Origin of the sequence: Psychrobacter sp. Sarcosine-02u-2 (assembly GCF_002836335.1) — a bacterium.
GTDB lineage: Bacteria > Pseudomonadota > Gammaproteobacteria > Pseudomonadales > Moraxellaceae > Psychrobacter > Psychrobacter faecalis.
In genome coordinates this window covers 1-21,863 of sequence record NZ_PJBX01000116.1, presented here as the reverse complement: position 1 = coordinate 21,863, position 21,863 = coordinate 1, and the positions used below count along the sequence as shown (strand labels likewise).

20 protein-coding genes and 3 pseudogenes are annotated in these 21,863 nt (G+C 43.5%); 5 read left to right on the top strand and 18 right to left on the bottom strand.

The window, feature by feature from the left end; genetic code table 11:
* Positions 1-449: 449 nt before the first annotated feature.
* The 7 genes from CXF58_RS02470 to otsB form a co-directional block, all read right to left on the bottom strand.
* Complete coding sequence (locus tag CXF58_RS02470) at positions 450-653, bottom strand: CsbD family protein (RefSeq protein ID WP_068404893.1); 204 nt, start codon at positions 651-653, stop codon at positions 450-452.
* A gap of 267 nt (positions 654-920) precedes the next feature.
* On the bottom strand, positions 921-1,604 hold the full coding sequence (locus tag CXF58_RS02465) for a glycosyltransferase family 2 protein (protein ID WP_102076468.1): 684 nt from the start codon (positions 1,602-1,604) through the stop codon (positions 921-923).
* A gap of 24 nt (positions 1,605-1,628) precedes the next feature.
* Positions 1,629-2,414, bottom strand: a complete 786-nt coding sequence (locus CXF58_RS02460; protein WP_228706517.1) for a class I SAM-dependent DNA methyltransferase — start codon at positions 2,412-2,414, stop codon at positions 1,629-1,631.
* A complete protein-coding gene (locus tag CXF58_RS02455) occupies positions 2,398-3,219 on the bottom strand; it encodes a PIG-L deacetylase family protein (protein WP_102076474.1) in 822 nt (273 codons plus the stop codon). Before CXF58_RS02455 ends, CXF58_RS02460 begins: the two co-directional genes overlap by 17 nt.
* A gap of 83 nt (positions 3,220-3,302) precedes the next feature.
* The gene (locus CXF58_RS02450) at positions 3,303-4,469 is read right to left on the bottom strand and encodes an acyl-CoA/acyl-ACP dehydrogenase (RefSeq protein ID WP_102076467.1); all 1,167 of its coding nucleotides are present in this window, start codon (positions 4,467-4,469) and stop codon (positions 3,303-3,305) included.
* Between the two features lie 15 nt (positions 4,470-4,484).
* The gene (locus CXF58_RS02445) at positions 4,485-6,158 is read right to left on the bottom strand and encodes an alpha,alpha-trehalose-phosphate synthase (UDP-forming) (protein WP_102076466.1); all 1,674 of its coding nucleotides are present in this window, start codon (positions 6,156-6,158) and stop codon (positions 4,485-4,487) included.
* Positions 6,155-7,162 carry a trehalose-phosphatase gene (gene otsB, locus CXF58_RS02440; protein WP_102076465.1) on the bottom strand — a complete coding sequence of 336 codons (1,008 nt, stop codon included), beginning with the start codon at positions 7,160-7,162 and terminating at the stop codon, positions 6,155-6,157. The genes CXF58_RS02445 and otsB overlap by 4 nt, the downstream gene beginning before the upstream one ends.
* Before the next feature lie 166 nt (positions 7,163-7,328).
* Here otsB and CXF58_RS02435 point away from each other — a divergent pair, with 166 nt between their 5' ends.
* Positions 7,329-8,456: a M14 family metallopeptidase gene (locus tag CXF58_RS02435; protein ID WP_102076464.1), complete on the top strand. Its 1,128-nt coding sequence runs from the start codon at positions 7,329-7,331 to the stop codon at positions 8,454-8,456.
* 674 nt (positions 8,457-9,130) lie between these two features.
* Positions 9,131-9,748, top strand: a complete 618-nt coding sequence (locus tag CXF58_RS02430) for a DUF411 domain-containing protein (RefSeq protein WP_068408350.1) — start codon at positions 9,131-9,133, stop codon at positions 9,746-9,748.
* Between the two features lie 320 nt (positions 9,749-10,068).
* Here CXF58_RS02430 and phoU read toward each other — a convergent pair whose 3' ends face one another.
* From phoU to pstS, 5 genes are all read right to left on the bottom strand, one after another.
* The gene (phoU, locus tag CXF58_RS02425) at positions 10,069-10,800 is read right to left on the bottom strand and encodes a phosphate signaling complex protein PhoU (protein ID WP_068408348.1); all 732 of its coding nucleotides are present in this window, start codon (positions 10,798-10,800) and stop codon (positions 10,069-10,071) included.
* Positions 10,801-10,902: 102 nt separating this feature from the next.
* On the bottom strand, positions 10,903-11,817 hold the full coding sequence (gene pstB / locus CXF58_RS02420; RefSeq protein ID WP_416375565.1) for a phosphate ABC transporter ATP-binding protein PstB: 915 nt from the start codon (positions 11,815-11,817) through the stop codon (positions 10,903-10,905).
* 78 nt (positions 11,818-11,895) lie between these two features.
* Complete coding sequence (pstA, locus tag CXF58_RS02415; RefSeq protein WP_102076463.1) at positions 11,896-12,810, bottom strand: phosphate ABC transporter permease PstA; 915 nt, start codon at positions 12,808-12,810, stop codon at positions 11,896-11,898.
* 107 nt (positions 12,811-12,917) lie between these two features.
* Positions 12,918-13,868, bottom strand: a complete 951-nt coding sequence (gene pstC / locus CXF58_RS02410; RefSeq protein ID WP_102076462.1) for a phosphate ABC transporter permease subunit PstC — start codon at positions 13,866-13,868, stop codon at positions 12,918-12,920.
* 236 nt (positions 13,869-14,104) lie between these two features.
* Entirely contained in the window at positions 14,105-15,265 is a 1,161-nt protein-coding gene (pstS, locus tag CXF58_RS02405; RefSeq protein ID WP_102076461.1) for a phosphate ABC transporter substrate-binding protein PstS, read from the bottom strand.
* A 515-nt stretch (positions 15,266-15,780) separates the two neighbouring features.
* Here pstS and phoB point away from each other — a divergent pair.
* Positions 15,781-16,479: a phosphate regulon transcriptional regulator PhoB gene (gene phoB, locus CXF58_RS02400; protein WP_102076460.1), complete on the top strand. Its 699-nt coding sequence runs from the start codon at positions 15,781-15,783 to the stop codon at positions 16,477-16,479.
* Positions 16,480-16,688: 209 nt separating this feature from the next.
* Positions 16,689-17,759: a phosphate regulon sensor histidine kinase PhoR gene (phoR, locus tag CXF58_RS02395; protein WP_102076459.1), complete on the top strand. Its 1,071-nt coding sequence runs from the start codon at positions 16,689-16,691 to the stop codon at positions 17,757-17,759.
* 113 nt (positions 17,760-17,872) lie between these two features.
* Here phoR and CXF58_RS14215 read toward each other — a convergent pair.
* The 6 genes and pseudogenes from CXF58_RS14215 to CXF58_RS02360 form a co-directional block, all read right to left on the bottom strand.
* Positions 17,873-18,716, bottom strand: a pseudogene (locus tag CXF58_RS14215) (transposase).
* A gap of 76 nt (positions 18,717-18,792) precedes the next feature.
* Positions 18,793-19,542, bottom strand: coding sequence for a siderophore-interacting protein (locus tag CXF58_RS02375; protein WP_102076457.1), 750 nt, complete (start codon positions 19,540-19,542; stop codon positions 18,793-18,795).
* A 205-nt stretch (positions 19,543-19,747) separates the two neighbouring features.
* The gene (locus CXF58_RS13810; RefSeq protein ID WP_180952505.1) at positions 19,748-19,924 is read right to left on the bottom strand and encodes a hypothetical protein; all 177 of its coding nucleotides are present in this window, start codon (positions 19,922-19,924) and stop codon (positions 19,748-19,750) included.
* 461 nt (positions 19,925-20,385) lie between these two features.
* A pseudogene (locus CXF58_RS02370) lies at positions 20,386-20,901 on the bottom strand (IS3 family transposase); the annotation flags it as partial.
* Positions 20,902-21,004: 103 nt separating this feature from the next.
* Positions 21,005-21,175: pseudogene (locus tag CXF58_RS14210) on the bottom strand (transposase); the annotation flags it as partial.
* 89 nt (positions 21,176-21,264) lie between these two features.
* Entirely contained in the window at positions 21,265-21,576 is a 312-nt protein-coding gene (locus CXF58_RS02360; protein WP_102076454.1) for a transposase, read from the bottom strand.
* Between the two features lie 35 nt (positions 21,577-21,611).
* Between CXF58_RS02360 and CXF58_RS13770 the strand changes: the two genes are divergently transcribed.
* Complete coding sequence (locus CXF58_RS13770; RefSeq protein ID WP_145989792.1) at positions 21,612-21,809, top strand: RusA family crossover junction endodeoxyribonuclease; 198 nt, start codon at positions 21,612-21,614, stop codon at positions 21,807-21,809.
* Positions 21,810-21,863: the final 54 nt, after the last annotated feature.

The window sequence follows — 21,863 nt, the reverse complement described above, 5'->3', positions numbered from 1 at the left end:
GTTTTTGATTACCCGTAAAATAGTAATATAAAACTCGGTAACCTTGAGATTGTTAAGTGTTGGTGAATATTTAAGAGTGTAATCCTACGTAATTTATGCGATATATTTCACACCTATCAGTACGCCTAATACGAGTTAGACGAGGTTTGTGTTATCAGATAAATCGCAAAATTTTTGAGATATATCAGTTTAATAATCTCAAAAAATTTTTAGGAAAAAATGACAAGGGTTTAAGAAAAGGAAAAGAGAAGTAAGGGAAATTTGACGAAGAGGGTAGTGTTAAATCATAATCGGCTATAAATTGTTTAAAAAATAGTGAACTTTATAAACGATAAAAGCGCATTAGACACTTATAGGTAAAAACCCACCATGCCTAATACGCTTTATCATCAATAACTAATAAGTCTTAAATGATGTTTAAATCTTAAAATTAATCTTAAAATCTAAGACTAGTAGTTATTACTGCTGCGCCAATCGTCAACTTCACGTTCGGCATCTTCTTTACTATGACCATAACGTTCTTGGACGCGGCCAACCAATTTATCGCGGCTGCCTTCGATGTGCGTGAGATCGTCATCGGTCAAGTCGGCCCATTTCTGTTTTACTGAGCCTTTAAGTTGGTTCCAATCACCTTTTAGAGTATGTTCATTCATAGTGGTATTCCTTTTCCTATTATTAGATTGCATTGATTTTTCTAAAACCCATCAATTTGCTTTGTTATATTTCTCACTTATGGGTTATCAGCAGGCATAAATCCTTAGCTGACAAATCTAATATAAACATGGATAATTGCCTTGTCTGTAGCCACGATGTGTAGAGTGTTACCCAACTCTTAGCGATAGATTCATTGTGTTAGCAAGGTATACGCGGTGTCATAAATGCACTATTTTCATAAAATTTGTCACACTTTTTAAAGCAAATTACTGTGAATGGCTGGTTTCTAAGTTTGCTAAAAATGCGGCAAACCCTTCTGCCGCTCGCGCTTGTAAGCGGCTGCTAGTAATGACCCGAACGCGATTGCTCCAAGTGATAGCAAAATTTTGCTTCTCAAATTTTTTAACCAAATCGACATCTTCATGGCAAGGCAGGGCAGCAAAACCGCCAACAGCGAGATACGCTGCACTACTAAAGCTCAAATTTGCCCCATGAATATGACGATGTCCCATCTTATCTTGATAGTGAGCGATATAGTCTTTGCGGGTTTGGGGCGTTAAATGCGCCCAGTCATCAACGCTCACAACGCCGCATATCATAGCAGTCGGCTGATGATTAATATGAGTGATTTGCTGCGTTAGCCAATCTGCTGTGACAAGCGAATCAGCGTCGGTACAGGCAAGCCAAGTCGCGCCAGAGGCAATCGCATGACGAATGCCAAAATCTCGCACTTGCCCCACGCACCGGTAATCACAGCATAAATAATCCACACCAGCGTGCTTGACCAATGTGAGTGTGTCATCGCTACAACTGTCGAGCACCACGAGCACAGTGGCGGTAATGGTAGAGGGCAGCTGCTCAATGGCAGTCTGCACCGATGCCAAGCATTTAGAGATGGTCAGCGCTTCGTTATGAGCAGGAATGACGATAGCGATATTTGTAGTATTCATGCATTTTACTCGGCGGATTTAACGTTAAACCAAGTTTTCTTGCATAGCCACCGTTTCTACCGAACGTTGCCACACATCCAATAAAAAATCGCTATCGACGACTTTACTTTGATGGGTAAAGGTAGGGTGTTGACTATCAACTTGCTGTATTTGCGCAGAGTTTACCTCATTACTTATTCTATTAAATGCGTGGTGCAGACGTTGGTGTACCGTTTCACCCGTCATGGTAAAGCCATCGATGTCATAGCGCCAATGGCAGCATAGTAACGTGCCACCTACCGCAAGATTTTGCTGAATCCAAGCGATGACGGTATCAATATCATTTGGCGATAAGTAATATAAAATTTCACTAATCACAATTAAATCAAAATGCGATTTCGCAATCGGTAATATTTCAGGAATGACACCCTGTATAACCTTTACATGTCCGACCTCTGCCAAACGCTGCTTAGACAGTTGCACCGCCTGTTTATTACCGTCAATACTGACCAAGGTCTGACAACGGTTGGCAAGTAGAGCACTGAACACGCCATTACCACACCCTAATTCAATAGCGCTGGTATATTTTGCTTGTGGCAACACCGCTAGACACATATCGCGTTTACGCTTTTCATACCAGCGGGTCTGATACTGCCACGGATCGCTATTGTCGTTATATAACGCATCAAAATAGCTTTCTGAATAAGCAGTGGCTGTCGTCTCTTTTTTACCATTCGACAAATCAGTATGAACAGTATGTAAGTCGGTTGTAGATACCTGCAAATTACCGACCTCATGCATTGGCGGTGTCAATTTAAGATTGTGGCTCATATAAATAAACTTCCCAAGGTTGGCTGATTCTAGCGATGGTTTGAGCCGATAAAATAGGCGGGTTGCCTGTACTTTCATCAACGGTTATTTGGCTTTTGAAACAGGCGATAGCCTCGGTTTTGCGCTGTAACTGCTCGGGCGTTAAGTCCACCCTGAGCGTGCAGTGCCAAGGAATACGACTATCGGCAGGTTTTGCCCAATGCCATGCCCAAATCAACACTTGATAACAGGCGAGTTGGTGTTGCTTAGCGAAAGCGGCGACTACTTGTCCTGTTGCTTCATGATCGGGATGACCATCATGTACAAAAGGCGTGATTAAAATATCATCAGGTTGAATAATTGCTGCTAATTTTTGGTGAAACTGTGCCCGCTCAGCAAAAACGTCACCATCGGTTAGCGCTAAAGACATACAGGTCACCTGCTGAGCAATGCCTAACACTTCTAATGCCGCTAAGCTCTCTTGCGGGCGGATCGTATCAAGCAGGTGCGGCGGATAAATCTGCGAGTCTGGGTGACTTTGTGTACCGTTGGTCACGTGCACAAGGACGATAGGATTACCGTTGGCGGCCAATTGTTGCAGCAGTCCGCCGCAGCCCAATATCTCATCGTCAGGATGCGGCGCAAATACACAGACGCGCTGCTGCGGCGGGAAGCTTTTTGCTATATCTAGTCGAGGTAAATCGTGCAGTCCCTGCCAGTGTTGCCAAGCATCGGTGCTGGTACCATCGCCTTCAATGATACGGTCACCGACAATCGGATGCTCAGGCTTGGCTAAGTGCGCTAAGGGTGCTGAGTGCGCCGACATCACATTATGTGTCGTCAAAGGCTGAGTATCATTTTCTGCCTGATAGCCAGCAAAGTCTTGTACCAGCACATTTGCTTTTGGTGTCATAGTTGCCATATATTGTCCTGCCTGTCTGTCGAATCACTGTTTGTGGCGCGGTCGAAAGCGCTAGATAGCTCGCCGATTTTTTGTAAATCAAAGGCACCATGACTTTGACGAATAAATACCGCCAAATCTGCGGTTAACCTCGCAAAATGGGCATTGCCACAAAATGGCGCGGCCCCTAATGCTTGTCCGACTTTTTCCATCACTTGGCGTGCTACTTGCTCTACATTGGCGCGTAATTGACGGATAGCAAGTTCATGGTTTTGCAGCGGTTCACCCTCTATTAAGTCAGCAATATGATAAAAATACTGCTGAGTAACGGCCAATGCTGTGCTAATTTGACCTAAATACATGGCTTTATAGTCATTGGGTTTATGTTGATAAGCAGTTATTAAATAATTGGCAATGCGAGCGGCCGCACCGTACCAGCAAGCCGCAACGCCTGCCGCGCCATGCCAAAATCCTACCCTTTCTAAATACGCATTTGGCGCGCCTACATTAATGGCGTCTACCTCATGGAACTGTATGGTTGCCGTATCAGTGGCTTGCATGCCGACGGCCTGCCAAGCATTATTATCAATATCAATGTCAGATTGGTGCATATCCACCATCAATAGTTGCGCTTGACCCTGCTCATCGCGATAAGTCATCAGCCCATAATCCACGAGGTTGGCGCCTGAGCACCATGCTTTGCTACCACTGATTTTTCCCTCTGTATAACGTATCGGGTCGGGGTGTCCTTCTGCTGCCCAAACCGCCCATAAGCCTTGAGGCGCTTTATCGTAGCCGACTTCATGCAAAATACTTAACGCATCTAAATGCGATTCAAACCATTTCGCAAGCGTTAAATCTAGGCTCGACACGTATGCCAAGACTTGCCATCGAATCAAGGTGTTAGACTGATTTGGCTTGCTTGCTTGTTTATTGTTTTGAGCGTTCGTCGTATCGCCTTCGCTTATAACATTTTCAGCACCGGCAATAGCCCTAGCACCACTAGCAGGGTGAGGGATTTCGTCGCTATAACCGACTAGAATCGTTAATATTTCACGGCGCAACTTATCGGTCATAGCCAAACTGCCGATAGTTTGGTTTTCTGCTTGTATAACTTCTTCTATAGCAGATTTTATATTTATTAATAAAGCGTTTTTGGCATCGGGCACTTGCATACAGTCTCCTAATTATTATGAATCAGACATTTGAATGGCATCAAAAGCGCCATCATCTGCTGACCGTTTTTTATTATCATATCGGCCATCTAAATATAAATCGTCTAAAAAGCGTTGCTGCCAAGCGTATAAATCATCTTGATGTAGCCCTTGTAACAACGTTTGATAGCGCAATTGTCGCTCGTTTAATGGCATCGTCAATGCCGCCTTTAACCCTTCCATCATACTCGTACGCTGATGCGGATCGACAATGACAGCCGCTTGCATTTGCTCAGCGGCTCCTGCATAACGAGACAGCACGAGCACGCCCGGATCATCAGGATTTTGCGCGGCGATATATTCTTTAGCAACCAGATTCATACCGTCTTTTAAGGAGTTGACCCAGCCGATATCACTTTGCCAAAATGCGGCCATCAAGGGTTCATGATTTAAGACGTTTTCGCTATATTTAATCGCTTGCCAAGCACCGTTGTCAGTTGAAAATTGCTGATTTATCTCGCTGACTGTTCGTTTAACTTCCTGATAAAGCCGTTGGTAAGTTGGCAAATCTAAGCGACTAGGACAAGCGATTTGTAATAATTGCAGCTGATTTTGATAGCTTGGATAATGCTCTAGAAAGTCACGATAGGCTGAAAAACGTCTTAATAAGCCTTTTGAATAGTCAATTCTATCTACCGCGATAATTTGTTGTGTCGTCGTCTTGTCGGTTTTTTTATATACATTATGGTGCGCCAAATGTGCAGGTAAAGACGAGGCTAACTGACTGACCTGCTGCTGGATTCTTGCGACATTAATACCGATCGGATAGGCGTTAATCAATAAACAATGCTGAGGTTTAAAGTCTAAATTAAGCGTTAATGCTGTCCCAGATGAGTGGTAAGGGTAAGTATGAGTAAAAGGTTGGTTTTTTTGTAAGATATTGATGGGGGTAAGTCCGACATCGCTGTTTTCTGCTAATGTATCTTCCCTTACATTTTCTTTTACCAAACTGTCTTCGCCTAAGCTTGCTTTTATTAGACTGTCTTTTAAATAGTGTTGGAAAACATCAACGCAATTGGTGCATCCTTGCTGAGTTTGGGTGCCGAGCACATCATAATGCGCCAGATGGTGAATGAGCTCAGCGCTTTGCTTAAGCTGCTGCCAAAAATCCAGCGCCACAAAGGGAATGTGTAAAAAAAGCCCAATACGATTGTTGATGCCAAGCTTTCGGCAATGATACGCCACACTTAAAAAGTGATAATCATGGACCCAAATGACATCGTCAGGCTGAATGATACTTTTTAATTGGCGCGCAAATAGACAGTTGACCGCCTGATAACCCGCATAATCATCTGTAGCTTGGCTGATAAGCGCTGTTTGCTCATGCAGTAGAGGCCACAATACATTATTGGCAAAACCGCAGTAGAAATGCTGATATTGCTGGGTGGTAAAAGCGGTGGTTATATAAGTGATTTGTGTGGCGCGGGTTTTTGCCTTGCTGCTTGCCATAAAGCGTTGTTGAATACTGCTAAATGTATTGGCGGCATCGGTGTTATTGGCGTTGTTGTCATTGACGACTTCGCCATTCCAGCCCATCCAGACGACTGATTTGCCGATTAAGACGTCTTGCAATGCGACAGCAAGCCCGCCCGCCATAGGGTGGTTATCGGGCATCTTTACGCGGTTAGATAAGACAATTAAGCGGCTCATGTCAGTGGTCTCGCTGTATTTTTTAATGGGCGTCGGTTAGTGTCTATTAGCGGCAGTGCCACTTGCTCTTGCTCTGTTAAACCAGATAACTTGGGAGATAAGGTTGGGCGCTGTTGGCAAAACTTCAAAAAGCTTTCAAGCAATACCGTGACCTCAAAAATATTATTGACATAATAATGCGCACACGTTGGTTCAGTGCCGTCATAACCTACTTTCATACCCATGCCTTTTATGGGTGGTTTAGAATCCTCTCGTGGTTCGTTATTCTTTATAAACCGACTTTTTTCTGTCATGTGCTTGTCGCCTTGTACCGCTATAAATCCTGTTTCATCGGTGATGTCGTCACCTATGAAAATAGGACAAAGCCTATTGTTAGCCTGAAATTTTTTTAGTAAGGTCAAAATTGCACTGCCTTTATCGGCGTCTTTGGGCGCGATTTCTCGGACATATTTACCCTGTTTTACTATCCAATCGCCATGGTTTTTTACGATTGTGGTTATAATGCGATAAGCGATATCGGCTAAGGCGGGATTTTGACGATAATGTAGGGCAACGGAGTAGGGCTTGTCTTCTATGATAAAATCGTCATAGCGCAAGCAAGAGCGGATAAGCGCTTGTTTTATAGCAGCAAGCTCAGCGCTGTTGACGGATGAAACGCTCATATTATTAGATTCGTTATCTTCAAAGTCTATTTCTAGTCCATGCGTTGCGGCGATGGGTAAGCTTAGCGGCACCAGCATTTGCTTTGCTTCGGCTAGACTGCGCCCAGTAACAGCAGCCATTTTGACGCCATAATCTTGTATGTTTTGTAAAAGTGTTAAAGTGGTAGCGGGGATAAAGCTGTCTTTCGGGTTCAAGGTAAAGTCAGCAAGCGTGCCGTCGATATCTAAAAACAAGCAGTAGTGCTGCTGATGAGAGAGATAATCAGCGAAGTGATTTGGCGCAATATATATAGGAGGTCTGATAGGGGCGCTATTTGCTGGTACGCTTCTTCCTGAAGTCACATGTTATCCTTATCTTAACGCGTTATATGATGTTCTAAGCTAGCCATCAAGCTTCCTCATAAGTTTGCCATAAAGTCCATCCTACTACGATGGACAAAATATGGTATTTAGTATAAGTTTTTTTAGTATCTGTCTTTTAATTTACAAAAATCATTAGGAAAAAATTATGCATATCAGCGCAAATTTCCATGCCGGTAATATTGAGGTTATCAATGCAGAAGATCAAACCAACATTCAACTAGCGATTCGTCCAGACGTGGGCGGAGAGTTTTTTCAGTGGTTTAACTTTCGTTTATCAGGCGAAGTTGGCGAGCAGTACGTACTCAATATTATGAATGCAGGGAAGGCCTCCTACCTTGCAGGCTGGGAGGATTATCAAGCGGTGGCTTCCTATGATCGCGAGTGTTGGTTCCGTCTGCCAACCTCTTATAAGGATGGTAAGTTAACGATAACGGCAGAGCTTGCGTGCGAAAGTATTCAAATTGCGTATTTCGCTCCCTATAGCTATGAGCGTCATCAAGACTTGTTAGCGGCGGTGCAAGTGCATCCGCTCGCGTGTTTGGAGCATTTGGGCGAAACGCTTGATAAACGCGACTTAACCTTAGTAAAAGTGGGTAATGGTGACAGCAAGAAGCGCAGTATTTGGATTACGGCGCGTCAGCATCCGGGCGAGACAATGGCTGAATGGCTGGTTGAAGGACTATTAAACAGTTTGTTAGACGAGGATAATCCCACGGCTAAGTTGTTATTAGAAAAAGCCAATTTTTATATCGTACCGAATATGAATCCTGATGGTAGTGTACGCGGGCACCTGCGTACCAATGCGGTAGGGACGAATCTAAACCGTGAATGGGCAAACCCAAGCTTAGAAAAAAGCCCTGAAGTGTTTCATGTCATCAATAAAATGGAAGAAACGGGTGTTGACTTATTTTATGACGTGCATGGCGATGAAGCGCTGCCTTATGTGTTCCTTGCCGGCTCGCAGGGCACGCCAAGCTATAACGACCGCCTTGCCCATCTACGTGATAAATTCTCAGAAGTCTTAAAATTGGCCAGCGCCGACTTTCAATCTGAATTTGGTTATGATATTGACGCACCCGGCACAGCAAACATGACGATTGCTACCCACTGGGTAGCCGAGCGCTTTGATTGTCTTGCCAACACTTTAGAGATGCCATTTAAAGAGAATGCCAATTTACCTTTTGAAGATACAGGTTGGTCACCTGAGCGCTCTATTAAATTAGGAGAAGCTTCATTGGTCGCTATGCTAGCGGTCGTTGATGAGTTGCGTTAGTCATAAACTTTTTGTGAGTTAATCAGATGGTTTCATGACAATAATTTAATAGTGATGGTTTAATTGGCAGGGTTGAATTGCTTAGAGCAGCGGCTTAAACACTCAGTTTTTAGCTTTTGCTCTAGGCAATTATAAGGTTATTAAATGGCGGGTAGCAGTAATTTTGCATTTTTATTAAATAAATCTGTTTTAATCGGCTCTTGATGACTTGATAAAAAACGACATAATTAAACCACTTATCGCTAGGGCGTGTCTTCAATTCAATCGATGGACATCTAAATGGGCTAAAAATGGCTAAATTTTGCCAAACTTCATCAAATAGCTAGGTAATATCCCGATATTAACGGCGCTATTTTCCTTGTTTGACTGCAATTTATCTCATTTTTATCACCATTTTTAAAATGAAGACACGCCCTAGTACTGCCCTTTTGTTTTTTCTTAAAAATTGTCAAATAAATTATCTGTGAAAATTTCAAAGTGGGAGAATGACAATATTGTAATCTTAACGTCATCTGTTAGTCAGAAGGATTCATGTATCATGCATGTATGATGATAGTGTCGTGATATCGGGTCAAACGCTTAACGTATTGCTCCAAATTTAAAAATGAAAGACAGCTCTTTTTGATTATAAATATCACATGCGACATTAAACAATAAATGACGAGAGGGTATGTATGAAACCTGATAACCATAACTTAACTTTTAAGCAGCATAAATTGTTTGGTGCGCTTATCCTACTGACAGTGACATCGTCGTTATTTGCTTGTAACGACACCAATACCACTGCTGCAACCACAGCGCCTGTAGAGACGGCAACAGACAGCCAGAATTCAAAAGTCCAAACGTCTAAAACTGAGTCGACGAGCTCTAGCAGTAACAGTGATGCGCTGAGAAACGTCTCTGCGACGGTTTATAAAGATGCCAATTGTGGCTGCTGTAAGGAGTGGATTAGCCATGCCGAACATCACGGTATGACTGCGGCGGGACAAGATGTCGCCGACTTAGCAGTTTTTAAAGAACGCTATGGTGTCCCGAGCAATATGCGCTCTTGTCACACGGCGGTCACGAGCGACGGTTATGTATTCGAAGGTCATGTGCCTGCCAAGTATATAGCCCAGTTTTTAGCCAATCCGCCAAGCGAGGCTATTGGTCTTGCCGTACCCGGTATGCCAATGGGTAGCCCCGGGATGGAGTACCAAAATAAATTTTCACCTTATCAAGTGATGCAAATCAACAAAGACGGTAGCACAGCGGTATATGCTGAGGTTGATAGCGCCAATGCCCAGTTATAGCTGAAAAGGATGATTTTTACTGTCCATCGCTAACTTATTAATAATAAGGAAATTATGTAAAGAGAAAGTATTTACATCAGAAAATTCTTATACCACCTGAGAAAAGATAGGATTAAACCATTATAGATCTCTATTTATGAGGCCTATAATGGCTTTTTTGAATAAGTATGAGAGCGTGGCAAACTCTTGACTAGAAAAGATAGGCATAAACTGTTTTTAATACAAGTAACGGCGCTTAAGAAAGATGTATAACTAAGTATATATAAAGGCCTTGAAGAGGGGTTAATTGAGAAAATTTTTTTGTCTATTTATTAATATTATTACTCATGCCGGCCAGCATCAGTTGTTTGCTGGACGATTTGTTCGACTTGCATAAAATCTGTATGCCGCACATCTTTGCCGCTGGTGCAAAAAATGACCAGTTCAGCAATGTTTTTAGCGTGATCGCCCACCCGTTCTAAGGCGCGTAATACCCAAAGTATGTTAATCACTTTGGACACATGGCGGCTGTCTTCCATAATATAGGTCATCAAGGCTCGAGTGGCAGATTGGTACTCTTCATTAACCACTGTATCACTTTGCAATACCGAAAACGCTTGCTGAGGATTCATATGCGAAAAGGCGTCAATGGCATCAAGCAGCATCAGGCGCACCTGATTGGATAAATGCTGAACCTCTGAATAGCCTCTTGGAGATGCACCATCTTTAATCAATTTGCAGGCCATACGGGCAATTTTTTCTGCTTCGTCACCGACACGCTCAAAATCAACAATGCCTTTACTAAGTGCCATGACTAAACGCAAATCATTGGCAGCTGGTTGGCGTTTGGCGACCAACAAAATGATTTGCTCATCGATTTTAATCTCTAGCTGATTGATCAGATGATCATCTTCAATCACTTTTTTCGCGGTCGCCTCATCTGCAGCTATCAAGGCGCGTGTCGCAACCATGACTTGCTCTGCTGCCATGTGACCCATTTGCATAAACAGCTCAATCACGTCATGTAAGTCATTATCAAAACTCTTTGATAAATGCTTTGCCGTTATCGCCATGCTTGCTTCCTTAATCGTATTGGTGTTGCTCATAAAAATATTGCCAAAATGAGTAGCGTGATAAATGACTGCTAGAAATGATTGCTTTAAGCGAACAGCGACTTAGCCATAACGACCGGTAATATAATCTTCAGTCGCTTTTTGTGCTGGGTTGGTGAATATTTGATCTGTTTCACCCATTTCTACCATGTCTCCCAAATACATATAAGCGGTGTAGTCAGAGACGCGCGCGGCCTGCTGCATATTGTGGGTGACGATAGCAATGGTATAGTCGTTTTTTAAATCGGTAATCAAATCTTCAATCGCGCCAGTGGATATAGGGTCAAGCGCTGACGTTGGCTCATCTAATAGCAAGACTTCAGGTTTCGTTGCTACTCCGCGGGCAATACAAAGTCGCTGCTGTTGACCGCCAGATAATGACAATCCTGACGCTTTGAGTTTATCTTTGACTTCCAGCCATAACGCCGCCTTTTTGAGTGCCCACTCGACACGTTCATCCATCTCTGCTTTGCTGAGCTTTTCATAGAGACGGACGCCAAATGCGACGTTGTCATAAATGGACATCGGGAAGGGTGTGGGTTTTTGAAAAACCATACCGACACGCGCACGCAGCAAATTGACATCCATGTCTTTGGCCAAAATATTTTGGCCATCAAGGGTAATTTGACCTTCAGCATGCATACTCGGATACAAGTCATACATACGGTTAAAGGTACGTAGCAGCGTTGATTTACCGCAGCCTGAGGGACCAATAAAAGCGGTGACCTTTTTTTCTGGAATATCGATATTGATGTTTTTTAATGCTTGAAAATCGCCATAATAAAAGTCTAAATCGCGAATGGTAATCTTGGCAGGCGGCATATTGTCGGGCATGTCCGCCATGGTTTGCTTGATAAGATGGGCAATATCTGGCTGTTTATGCTGACCATTGTTAGACATAGCGTCATCCAGTAAACGGCGTTTGCTGCTGGTATCTGTCATCGGCTTAGTCGCTTTTCTCTCTAATAAATCAGTCATAATGGTATCCATCTGTTTTAAAGTTTTATTAAATGGGGGTGTTTTTTTACTATTAGCTGTGCTTCTGTTAGCCTTGAATTATCTGCTATGGTCTTTGCCACCGATAAAGCGCGCCGCAATATTTAAGAATAATACGGTCGCGGTAATGAGTAACGCTGCTGCCCAAGCAAGTGCATGCCAGTTGTCATAAGGACTCATGGCAAACTGATAAATCGTATTGGGTAAGTTGGCCATCGGTTGGCTCATATCGGTACTAAAGTATTGGTTGTTTAGCGCAGTGAATAGCAAGGGCGCGGTCTCACCGGTAATACGAGCAAAAGCGAGCAGCACACCTGTGGTTAGACCAGCTTTGGCAGCTTTCAGCGTCACTGTACTGACCAGCTTCCATTTTGGCGTACCCAGTGCATAAGCTGCTTCGCGCAGTGTGTTAGGCACAAGGTTTAGCATGTTTTCTGTCGTACGCACGACAATAGGAATCACAATCAGCGCCAATGCCAATGCACCAGCCCAACCCGAAAAGCTCTGTCCTTTGACCATCAAGGCATAAATAAACAGACCAATCACGATGGAGGGGGCCGACAATAAAATATCATTTAAGAATCGGGTGACTTTACCCAACATACTGCCATGTGAAAATTCCGCTAAATAAATGCCAGCCATCATGCCGATTGGCGCACCAATCGCCAAGCCCGAAAAAGCCAACATCACTGAACCAACAATGGCGTTGCGTAGACCGCCTTCGCCCATCGGTGGCGGGGTATCTGCCATAAAGACAGGCATCTCAATTAAACCTTGAAAGCCTTCAACAAACAGCGTAATCAAAATCCAAATCAGCCAAAACAAACCAAATACAATCGCTGATAAGGCAAACCCAAGTCCCAATCTATTGATAAAACGCCGCTTGTTATAAAGACGCTTGTTGTAGCGGTCTTCAAAGCGTACAGAAGGCTGGCTTGGCTGGGTCGTTTGAGTAGTGACTGGTGCTAAAGTCATGAAGTGTTTGTCCTTCTTGAGTCAAATAATGGCGGCAAATAGCGTGTTTTAGTTTGTTTAGGCTTGTTTTGATTTGATTGGTTTTGTTGGCTTTTAAAATAGTATGTTTAATTACCTGCTTTTTGGTCAATACGCATGAGCATCAGCTTAGATATCGACAAAACGATAAAGGTAATGACAAACAGGATTAACCCTAAATGTAGTAATGACGCTAAGTGCAGCTCACTTGACGCTTCGGCAAACTCGTTGGCCAGCGCTGAGGTAATGGTCACCCCAGAGGTAAATAGACTTGGGCTGATATTGAAAGCATTACCAATTAAAAAGGTAACAGCCATCGTCTCGCCAAGCGCTCGACCAAGTCCCAAAATCACGCCACCAACCACACCTGCTTTGGTATAAGGTAAGATGATTTTAAACATCACCTCCCACGTAGTGGCGCCCATACCGTATGCGGATTCTTTTAGCAGGTCTGGCACCACAGAGAAAACATCGCGCATGGTAGCGGCGATAAAGGGAATAATCATAATTGCCAGTATTAATGAGGCGGTAAACATACCCAGTCCCATCGGCGCACCGGCAAAAACTTTACCAATAATAGGTAGGGGGCCAATATTTTCAATAAACCAAGGCTGAATGTGATCACCAAAAAACGGCGCAAAGACAAACAAGCCCCACATGCCGTAGATGATAGAAGGAATACCTGCCAGCAGCTCGATAGCAATACCCAATGGCTTTTTCAAAAAATTGGGGCAAAGTTCCGTTAAAAAGATAGCAATCCCAAAGCTGACTGGTACGGCGATACAGATAGCGATGAGCGAGGTGACCACCGTTCCGTAAATGGGGGCAAGTGCACCGTATTGATCGTTCACCGTATCCCAGTTATTGCTGGTATAAAATCCCAAGCCAAACTCAGTGATACTTGGCCATGCGCCGACAATCAATGACAGCATGATGCCGCCAAGCGACAAGAGCACCAAGATTGCAAATGCTTTGGTGGCATTAACAAAAATCGCGTCAAAGCGTTTTTGTTTTGCCAGTTGGGATTTTAGGTCTGCCATAAAAGCCTCTGTTGTTTGTCGCTCTAACTTTTCATTATGTTAATGATGAATGGTGTTAACGCTTGCTAGTGTGAAAGCTTGATTGTAAAAAATCTTAGGGGTTTTAGCTTTAGCGTCTTACCGTAATAAACTGTGTTTTATAACAAGCATCTATTAAGTTCACTACGGCTAAGACGTCACCAAGCAAACACGCTTTTCAGTATTTGCTTGATGGCATTAGTTAGCTTATTCCTGACCTACTGTGCTGAGGTATAGACAGGCTTACCTTCGCTATCTACCACCTCGTTCCATTTCGCTTTAAATAAAGCCACGGCCGTATCAGAAAAAGGCACGTAATCAAGGCTCATTGCGTCATCATCGCCCTGAGCATAAGCCCAGTCAAAGAAGTTAAGGACGCCTGCTACTTGCTTAGCATCTTGCGGCTGTTTGTGGACTAAAATAAAGGTCGCAGCAGCGATAGGCCATGCTTGGTGGGTCTCAGAGTTGGTGATGACTTTGTAAAAGCCTTCTTGCTTTGACCAATCAATGTCCCCAGCGGCGGCGAATGTTTGCGCAGACGGTTGCACGACGTTACCGGCAGCATTTTTCAGGGCAACGTGTGACATGCCATTTTGCTTAGCATAGGCGTACTCGACATAGCCGATAGAGTTTTTCATACGATTCACATAGCTTGAAACGCCTTCGTTGCCTTTACCGCCCGCACCGGTTGCTGAGGTTGGCCATTTCACGGTTTTATCGACGCCAACGCTGTCTTTCCAGTCGTTTGAAACTTTGGCTAGATAATCGGTAAAGTTAAAGGTTGTGCCCGAACCGTCTGAACGGAACACCGTGGTAATAGCCGCGTCAGGAAGGGTTAAATCAGGGTTCATGGCTACGATGGCAGGGTCATTCCATTTGCTGATTTTACCAAGATAGATGTCAGCTAGCATTTTTCCATCGAGCTTTAATTGTCCGGGCTTAATACCATCAATATTAACGACAGGTACCACGCCGCCGATAACGGTTGGGAATTGAATCAGACCGGCTTCCTCTAATTCAGCTGGCGTCATCGGTGCATCGGACGCCCCAAAATCAACGGTTTTTGCGACGATTTGTTTGATACCACCCGATGAACCAATCGACTGATAGTTCACTTGACCGCCTGTTGCTTTATTGTAGGCATCTGACCATTTAGCATAGATAGGCTGCGGGAAAGAGGCGCCAGCGCCGGTGATATTCATCGACACATTGTCTGTTGATTGGACGTCTGTCGACTGAACGTTTGCGGTGTCGGTAGGCGCGGTGGTTGATTGCGCCGAAGTAGCGGGCTCATTGCTTTCATTACTATTGGGGGGTTGATTACAAGCAGCTAAGGTAAAGGTACTCGCGACTGCTAAAGCCATTAATGAATAACGCATTGTTTCTCCTAGAAAGTAATCAGATTTAAGTATGGGGCGTTTATGAATAACAATGTCGCTGCCCAGGTTTTTAGTAATGTATTGCTAACGATGTTTGGTTAGCAAGGTTTTGCTACAAAGACGCTCGGTAGTCAATGAGCACATTGTGCCGAGCAAATATGACAGTTTGATGAAATAAGACATTTTTATGAAAAAAGTTGGTCAATTAAAAACGCAGCCCAATAAAGCAGTCGTTTAAGGGGATTGCGGCTGCTATCTAGCGCAAAATTCGTTATGATGAGCCGTTGGTTTTTTTTGGGGCGTAAGGGTTTAAGGCTAAGCGTTCAAAGCACAGCGCTTAAAGTATAGGGCTGAAAGTACAGTGTTTGAGCTGCAATGTTTAAGGCGCAGCATTTAACGTATCGAGTCACTGTGTCATCAAACTGTCATAATTAAGCCGTTTAATGGGCAGACGTTGATAAGGGCTTAGTATTTTTGTTTTCCAATTTTTTGTCTTTCAATAATGAGGCGATGGTATGCGCAATGAGCAGATTTTGATTGTCGAAGATGAACCTGCAATTCGTGAGATGGTGGTAATGACGCTAGAGATGGCGGGCTTTGAGAGTTTACAAGCGGCTGACGTCGCAGAAGCGCATCAACAAGTGGTGGATCATAGACCCGCGTTGATTTTGCTAGATTGGATGTTACCGGGTGATAAAAGTGGTATTGATTTTTGCCGTATGCTTAAAAATGATGAGATGTTGGCTGAGATACCCGTGATTATGCTGACGGCCAAAAGTGAGGAAGATAGTAAGGTTCATGGGCTTGATGCGGGCGCTGATGACTATATGACCAAACCCTTTTCAACGCGTGAATTAATCTCCAGAATCAAAGCCGTATTACGCCGTAGTCGTGCGCTTAGTAGCGATAAGCCAATTGAAATAGGCAAGCTTAGCCTCGATCCTAAAAGCCAGCGTATCACCGCTGATAATAAAGTCATTGATATCGGACCGACAGAATATCGCTTGCTGGCGTTTTTTATGAGTCATCCCGAGCGTGCTTATACGCGCACCCAACTGCTAGATCAGGTCTGGGGCGGCAATGTCTATATCGAAGATCGTACGATTGATGTGCACATCCGGCGTTTACGCAAATTACTACAGCCTTATGGTTGCAGTGCCTTGATTCAAACGGTTCGCGGTACCGGTTATCGGTTTTCGAGTCTGGTTGAATAACGCTATCGATTTTGAAAAATAGCCCATTATTTACAAGGCAGCTTACGAGGCAGGAAACCAGCGTTAAGAACATTCAGTGCTCAGAGGCATAAATATTTAGAATATTGAGTACTGAGAAGCATAAGTACTGAGAATATTTGGTGCTAAGAATAGTCAGTGCTAATAATAAGTGCTAAGCATCATACTGGTAATAAAAAAGAGAGAAACACATGATAACGCCAAGGGATATTGAGCAACAGGACATCGAGCAATACTCCACCGATCAGCTGAAAAAAATCAGAAGTGCCTTACGCGCACTGCGAGATGCGGTTATTTTGCTAAACGACGATGATGGTTTGGAGTGGTGGAATCAGGCCGCCGAGGATTTGTTATTGTTGCAGTCAGCGGATCATGGCAAAAGTATTTTTGACTTTATTAACGTCCCTGAGTTTCGGCAATACTATCAGAGCATGGTGACACCCAATGATGGTGTACATATGAAGTCATGGCAAGATCCTAACCGTTATCTTAAATGTGAGCTCACGCCTTTTGGCGATGAAAAGCTGCTGATTATTTATGATGTGACCCGCTTACAACACTTAGAGCAAATGCGCCGCGACTTTGTGGCAAATGTCTCGCATGAGTTACGAACGCCATTGACTGTACTGATGGGCTATCTGGAAAATTTCTCAGATCAGGAAGACATGCCGCGGCAATGGCGACGCGGCTTTGAATTAATGACGCAGCAGACCGCGCGCATGAATAGAGTGGTCAATGACTTGCTGCTGCTGTCTCGGATTGAAATCGAAGAAACACATGAGCTGCATTATATTGATATGACCAAGCTGCTCACGCATGTCTATGATGATGCGCAGGCTTACAACCAAGGATATGGCCATACGCTGCATTTACAGATAGATACCTATGATGGTCTTTACGGCTCGGAGATGTATTTGAACAGTGCGTTATCCAATTTGGTGATTAATGCGATTAAATACACGCCAAAAGCAGGTAATATCGTCATCAGCTGGGCAAAGACTGCAGAAGGCTGTCGGTTTGCCGTCAGTGATGATGGTATTGGTATTGCGCCACAACATGTCGCACGGTTGACCGAGCGTTTTTATCGAGTGGATAGCGGGCGCAGTCGTGCGACAGGTGGTACGGGGCTGGGGCTGGCGATTGTAAAGCATGTGTTATATCAATATGACACGACTTTGCAGATTGAATCGTCAGAAGGCAAAGGCTCGACATTTAGCGCCGTTTTCCCCGCCGCTCATATTCGTTCAGCTGTTATAGATTGAGTTTCTTACCTTTTAGCTTTTAGCCTTTAGGTTTATTATTGTTTACCTTCCTCGGTCAATTCAACATAGCGATTATGATAATTTAACAATACCTTTTAGGATGTGTATAGAATTCAAATGAGTGGCAACCAGATAAAGACACAAGCAAGCATTACCGCTGCTGCATAGCTATCTTTGAGCTTATGATATCGCGTGGCAATGCCCCTAAAATGTTTCAACCTAGCAAAAGCGTTTTCTACCAAGTGACGGCAACGATACAAATACCAGTCTAGTGTGTCATTGTTGCTGTTTTTAGAGTTCGACTTAACGGGTATGACTGATACCACCATGAACGCCAGATATTTGCTCAGGACGCAAGTTCTCTTTAAGCTTGTCTGTCACCCATGCCCAGATGTCAGCCACAATAGTTGTGGCGTTGTTAGCCCGTCTATCACAAGCCTTGTTATTAGCATGCTTTGCTCGGTAACCTCGTAGGCTTTTATTACGCCTAAGCTCTCTTGATATGGTACTGGGACTTCTGTTTAACTCTCGAGCTATGAAATTAATACTATGTTTTGCCCCTATTAGGGCATAAATCTGGTATCGTTCCCCTAGGCTTAGATGCGTATAGCTCATGGTTGCAATCTCACTTTGGTCGGTGGATAAAAACTTTGATGCTAGCGCATCTAGGTCTTTTTTTCACCTTGCATTTGGTATTGCACTTCATGTGTTAATCTAAGTGATTATTTTCATGAGCTTTTGCCATTTACCGGTTTTACGCCAATAACGGTATTGATGATATATGCGAGACCAATGACCGAAATAAGAAGGTAAGTCTCGCCATGGACAGCCTACTCTTATGCGGTACAGCATGCCTTCAACGGTACGTCTTAGATTGGGCTTGTTATATACGTTAATTTGTCGCAATATAATAAATAGCTTGTGCCAAAGTTCATCGTTGAGCTTGGTGCGAGTCATAAGTGATGCCTTATTTCTTTGTTGTGGTAAACAGTAGAGTAAGGCGTTGCTTATGTTTTTCAATGGTTCCTCAATTCTATACAGCCCCTAGATTTTTTGCATCTTTCTGCTTCTCAACTTTATGCTGGTCTTCTGTGCTATCGACTTTCCAATAGCTGGATATGTATAAATGCGTTTTTGGTATTGAAAAATATGTTTTAAAGTGATGGCGCAGGGCGCGCATACTATGAAATTCACATGCTGCCCACACCGCAGGCTGGCCTGCTAGCCACGTAAGCGTTTTAACCCTTTCAAGTAATGGGCTGCTTTCGGTATTTGGATGTGAGTTGATCACCCAGTGAATGTCAACGTTGTCTGGTTTTTTGAGTAGTTGCTTATCCGCTTCACTGGTGACCTCAAGGACTGCATAGCCGCAGGCATCAGCAGGTAGCTGGGCAAGATTAACGCTAATGGCTGGTAGCGCTGTCATATCACCAACCAATAAAAACCAATCTGCCTCATTATTAATCAGCTTCTTTGGCCCTGGGCCGCCGACCAATATTTGCTCACCCACTTGGGCGTTACGTGCCCACATTGAAGCAGGCCCTTCAGCGTCATGCAAAGCAAAATCCACATCTATTTCATCCTCACGTTGTCCGCTAATGGTATAAGTGCGCATCAGTGGCCGAGCCCCATGGTCTTGAGGAAATATGAGTTTAATATAAGCGCTTTCTTGATCTTTTGGAAAGTCAAGCAGGCCAGTACCGCCAAGCGTGACGCGGTACATCTGTGGCGTGATGTATTTGGTACGAACAACATTCAATGTTCTTGGAGCGGGTTTTGCCATTTTAATGCCTTTCTTAATTTAAGTGTTTCATTTTTTAAGTTATCAGTTTAGATAGCGCCAGTATATAAAACGGACATTCTCTAGTAATGATAAGCTCTATATTGTTTAAAAGTTGGCCTTTAGACTGACGGACATCTGGCGCTCGGGTCCCATCCAGCAGTTATTACTATCGTAGCAAGTACCGACATAGGTTTTATCAAACAAATTACAGCTCTTTTATCGATACTATATCGTACTCGCCGACTGAGGCAGGGGTAAAGGCATTGATAAACATCGCAAGTTCATCTTGATGCTCTTCATTAAGATGGTGAATAAACATGGCTTTATCAGCGATTGCTAATGGGGTTTTATCGGTGTCATAACGAGTAAGCGTTTCAGCCATAAAGGGTCATCCAAGCCAAAAAATCACATAGCGGTTCATTCATATAACCGTCAAGTAAATGGCATCTGAAAATATAAGGTAGCGGAGAATAGAGATAAAAATAACAAAGGTTTAATCAATAAGTATTGCGAGTCAAGCAAGGCAATAGAATTAGTAATCGATGATATGAATTAAAAACACCTAAGCGTTATTGATAACCATTAACATCTAGATTATTATTACGTTAATAAGGCTGACTGTCAATGCATTTATAAATAGGAAGTTGTGATTTTATTTGTAATGGATAAAGTTTATGCTAAAAAGTAGAAGGATTCCTCATCCTACTCATCAGTTATTAAGCCATTGCATTTCAACACTTTATAAGCTGAGCTATGATGAAGAAACCGTAGAGATAAACTTGGTAAACTAAGCGTATTAACAGGAGTTTACTATGACCAAGAAAGTAAGAATGTAGTGGTCAACTAATTTAGGACATCTGATAAGAGGTTTTGGTTAAAGTAGCGTTTCTCTTTTTCTAGCGGTGTTAAATAATCATTAAAACTGTGCGGTCTCACGATTTGATAGTAGCCCCAGATATAATCAATAATGGCGCTTTTAGCTTCAGTAATATCTTCATAGCCGCCCTTGGGCATCCATTCTGTTTTAAAGCTTCTAAAGAATCGTTCGGTTGGGGCATTATCCCAACAGTTTCCGCGACGGCTCATACTTTGCGTCATGCCCTCACAACTGGCAACGGATTCAGCAAATGTCTTACTGGTGGAATGGGTTCCCTGATCGGAATGAAACAGCACGCCACTGGGTTTGAGCCTAGTGTGATACGCCATCTGTAGGGCTTTAGCGGTCAGCACGCTATCAGGGGAACCTGATACAGCAAAGCCCACCACACGCCGAGCATATAAATCTAAAACAACAGCTAGGTAGCACCAGCCACCCTTGATACGAATGTAAGTCACATCCCCCGTCCAGACTTGGATTGGGCGCTGTTGGGCTAAAGTTGCGAGCTAGGATATTGTCATGCGTTTTATGCGCCTCGTCAGCGTGCTTGTATTTGTGCGTCTTCAATTGACAGCTTTTAAGCCTCATCTGCGCCATAAGTTTACCTACCATATATCGTGATAGCTTGATGTTGTGTTCATTCATTATTATGGCGGCAATGCTGCGAGCGCCTGCTGAGCGCTTTGAGTCGTTAAATATTTGACGAATTAATACCTTGTGCTTGACGGTTTCAAGACTGATGGGCTTGGGCTGCATGCCATAGTAGTAACTGCTTTTTATCACGCCAAACAGTTTGCACAGAAGACTTTTATTAACATGCTTGTCTTGCTCTGCAAGCTGACTGATTAGCGATAGCCGTTCAGGCTGTCCAAGGCTAGCAGAGCGGAAGCCTTTTTTAAGATGTCACGCTCCATAGTCAGCCGCTTAACTTGTTTGCGCAATTCTTGAAGCTCGCGCTGCTCATCCGTTAAGGCGTTGCCGACTTTAGGTGCTTGGCCAGTCATTTCTTGACGGTACTGACTCAGCCATTTCTGTAGAGTGGATTTACCTATTCCTAAAGAATTGGCCACGTCAGGTATTTTACGTTTGTGGTCAATAACTAAGCTGATGGCTTCTAATTTGAATTCTCGGGTATATTGGTTGCGTTTGGTGGTCATACTATTTTCCTTCTTTGGGTTAGTATAAACCTCTTATGCGCTGTCCAAGTTTATTATGCCACTACAATAATCGCAATAAGCTGATACTGGACGCCTTGGAAGAAGCTCAGTTTATAAAAAATGATAGCCAGGTCGATGAGATACACACGTACCGAGGCAAAGAGATCGTCCCCGGTGGCCGTGTTGATATCGTCTTATGTGAGATTGATGACAGACGACAGTTGGCGAAATAACGCGGTATAAAAAAGTATATTGATTAACCCCACTCTCAACTTGAAATAAGCAAT